General features: G+C 42.3%; 2 protein-coding genes and 2 pseudogenes. 3 read left to right on the forward strand and 1 reads right to left on the reverse strand.

Going from position 1 to position 2,702, the window contains the following annotated elements:
* Window positions 1–377: 377 nt before the first annotated feature.
* Together AB4589_RS11900 and AB4589_RS11905 are read left to right on the forward strand one after the other, a co-directional pair.
* Window positions 378–728, forward strand: coding sequence for a helix-turn-helix transcriptional regulator (locus AB4589_RS11900; RefSeq protein ID WP_017082657.1), 351 nt, complete (start codon window positions 378–380; stop codon window positions 726–728).
* Window positions 722–2,038 (forward strand): type II toxin-antitoxin system HipA family toxin, encoded by a 1,317-nt coding sequence (locus AB4589_RS11905; protein ID WP_102537271.1) that lies wholly within the window; start codon window positions 722–724, stop codon window positions 2,036–2,038. Before AB4589_RS11900 ends, AB4589_RS11905 begins: the two co-directional genes overlap by 7 nt.
* A gap of 310 nt (window positions 2,039–2,348) precedes the next feature.
* Here AB4589_RS11905 and AB4589_RS11910 read toward each other — a convergent pair.
* Window positions 2,349–2,462 (reverse strand): annotated as a pseudogene (locus AB4589_RS11910) (HAD family phosphatase); the annotation flags it as partial.
* A gap of 98 nt (window positions 2,463–2,560) precedes the next feature.
* On the opposite strand from AB4589_RS11910, the pseudogene AB4589_RS11915 reads away from it, so the two are divergent.
* Window positions 2,561–2,702 (forward strand): annotated as a pseudogene (locus AB4589_RS11915) (ISL3 family transposase); the annotation flags it as partial.

A 2,702-nucleotide genomic window follows, 5' to 3' on the forward strand; every position in this document is an offset into this window, starting at 1 on the left:
CCTGTGAAGGTTTTGGACATAACTGCGTTACAAAGCGACTTATGTGAAGGTTGGGACACAACTATCGGGCGGGAAAACAAGTTAAGTCAGATAGAAGCACAAGCTACTCAGAGTTCTCTATTACGACGAATCACCAAACGGCACCCTAATGGATTAAGACTAATAGCCTCGCATGCGGGGCTTTTTCTTGTATAATAAACACAAAGCGAACTCTTAATGCCTTTTTTTACGGTCACTATGTGTTATAAATTCTCACTATGACCGCTTTTAAAGGCATTACATTCTCTGATGTTTTTTTGTTATCATTGATTTGTAATGACTGCCTTTTAAGTCATAATCTATATTAAACTAAATTAACGATTGAATTTTAGGTCATTATGATTAAGTCGAATATATACACAATGTCAGATGAAGCACTGATCAGTGAACTTGGTCGTCGAATCGAAAGACGAAGACTCGATCACCGTTCGTCACTTACTCAAGCACAGTTAGCTAAAAAGGCCGGAATCAGCCGGTCAACATACCAAAATATGATAGAGGGTAGATCAACCCTAATAAACGTCATCAAGGTACTCAGAGTGTTAGATTCATTGGAAGGCATTGAATCTTTCCTACCAGACCCTGGAATTAGCCCAGTACAACTTCTCAAAATGAAAGGGAAAGTACGCCAAAGGGTAAAGCCGGCCTCAACGCCACAACAACCTAAAGAGGAGGACTTAGATTGGTAGGCAAGAAATACGACACAGCAAAAGTCAGTATATTCGGTAAAGATGTCGGAGCTCTAGCTGAAGATGCCACGACCGGAATCGTTAGCTTTGAATACTTCGATGAGTGGCTAAAAACTGGGTTTGCCATTTCACAAAGACTCCCTCTTGAGGCTGGCACGTTTAGTTTTCCCACTCTGAATTATCCAACCTATAAAGGCCTGCCTGCAGCCTTCGCAGATACTCTACCCGATGACTTTGGTAATGCCGTAATCAATGCCTGGCTTGCACGCCAGGGCCGAGACCCACAATCTTTCAGTGCATTGGAAAGACTGCTCTATACCGGTTCACGAGGTATGGGAGCTCTTGAGTACACACCCGCATTAGCTGACACGAATAAAAAACAAGATGAATCAATTAAATTCGACTCACTTGTGGCAATGGCGCAACTCGTCCTTGACGAAAGAAACAACCTAGATGAAACCATCATCAATGAGCAGGAAGCGGAGCAGGCCTTAACTGGAATCCTTCAAGTCGGCACCTCAGCTGGCGGTGCTAGAGCTAAAGCTGTTATCGCAGTCAACTCAGATCGCACGCAAATACGCTCAGGTCAGGTAAATGCTCCCAAAGGCTTCGAACACTTCCTATTAAAGTTTGATGGCGTTGTCGAACGCTCCTCCACTAGTGAGGTATTTGGTGATCCTAAGGGCTTTGGCTTAATGGAATATGCCTATTACTTAATGGCCAAAAAAGCCGGTATCGATATCTCACATTGTGAATTATTAAAAGAAAACGGGCGTGCTCACTTCATGACAAAACGATTTGACCGCGTTGGAAACGAAAAAGTGCATTATCAATCTTTATGCGCTACGGATCACGCAGATTTCAAACAACCTGGCGGTTACAGTTATGAAGAACTCTTCACCCTATTGCGCTCACTGAGACTTGATCGACTATCAGCACTTGAAGTGTTTAGACGCATGGCCTTTAACGTGATTGCCCGTAACCACGATGACCACACAAAAAACTGGGGATTCGTTATCAATAGTGCGAACAAGTGGGAACTCGCGCCAGCATTCGATCTAGCATATAGCTACAAACCCGGATCGCCTTGGGTAGAGAGCCATCAAATGTCGATCAACGGTAAGCGAGACAATTTTACCAAACAAGACTTACTAGGAGTCGTACCTCCATCGCTACAAGGTGAGGCAGAAGCTATTTTAAGTGAGGTTCATGCCACCGTGACAACATGGCGAGAAATAGCAAGAGACGTAGGTGTCGAACCATCGTTCCTTGATGAAATAGAGTCCAACCACAGACTCAACCTAGTATGATTACAATCGCTCCTTCGGGAGCGTTTGCTCTCTACCTGAATATTTGAAGTATCAACTTAACAAACAAGTGAATCGAAGCACGCTGTAAGGTGCTGACGATCCCAGCAAGTAACTTCCTATAATGAGAGGCTTGTTAGCAGGGATTACCAAATACAAGCAATTCAACACTTCATAGAAAAGTATAACGATACATCAGTCACAGAGTTACGAAGTGCCAACTGTAAAGGTTCTGGACAAAAACGATTTAGACCTATAGCCCTAAATTGTTTATACAAGATTAGAAAAAGTATCTTGAAACCTTAAATACTTGTTATACGAACACCTCATCGTATGCACTAATGGATTTCAATGCGCCACTTAAGTCATTTTTACCATTAAATTCATGTTTGACTGCAATAACGTCGCAACCACTAGAATTACCTGCGCGGCTCTTCTCCGCTTAGATGAGTCTATAAATTAACAATAAAATCAATAAAGCATTGATTTATAATTACTTCCTGTCTTATATCTTAGTGTTGTAGTTTGTCGTTATTATCGTCCGCTCTATTTAATTTTAAAGGTCAATCCGTACAGTCTGTAACGCTCGAAGAGTGCACTCATTCAGTACTCGTCAAATGCAAGCGAGACAGACGCTGTAAAGTCGTTGACCACTATGTTCAACGTC

It is taken from the genome of Vibrio sp. 10N.222.49.A3 (genome assembly GCF_041475145.1).
Taxonomy (GTDB): domain Bacteria; phylum Pseudomonadota; class Gammaproteobacteria; order Enterobacterales; family Vibrionaceae; genus Vibrio; species Vibrio tasmaniensis_A.

Bases quoted from the DNA above. Each gene is read 5' to 3' on its own strand.
- AB4589_RS11900 (WP_017082657.1), top strand. From the start codon at position 378: ATGATTAAGTCGAATATATACACAATGTCAGATGAAGCACTGATCAGT.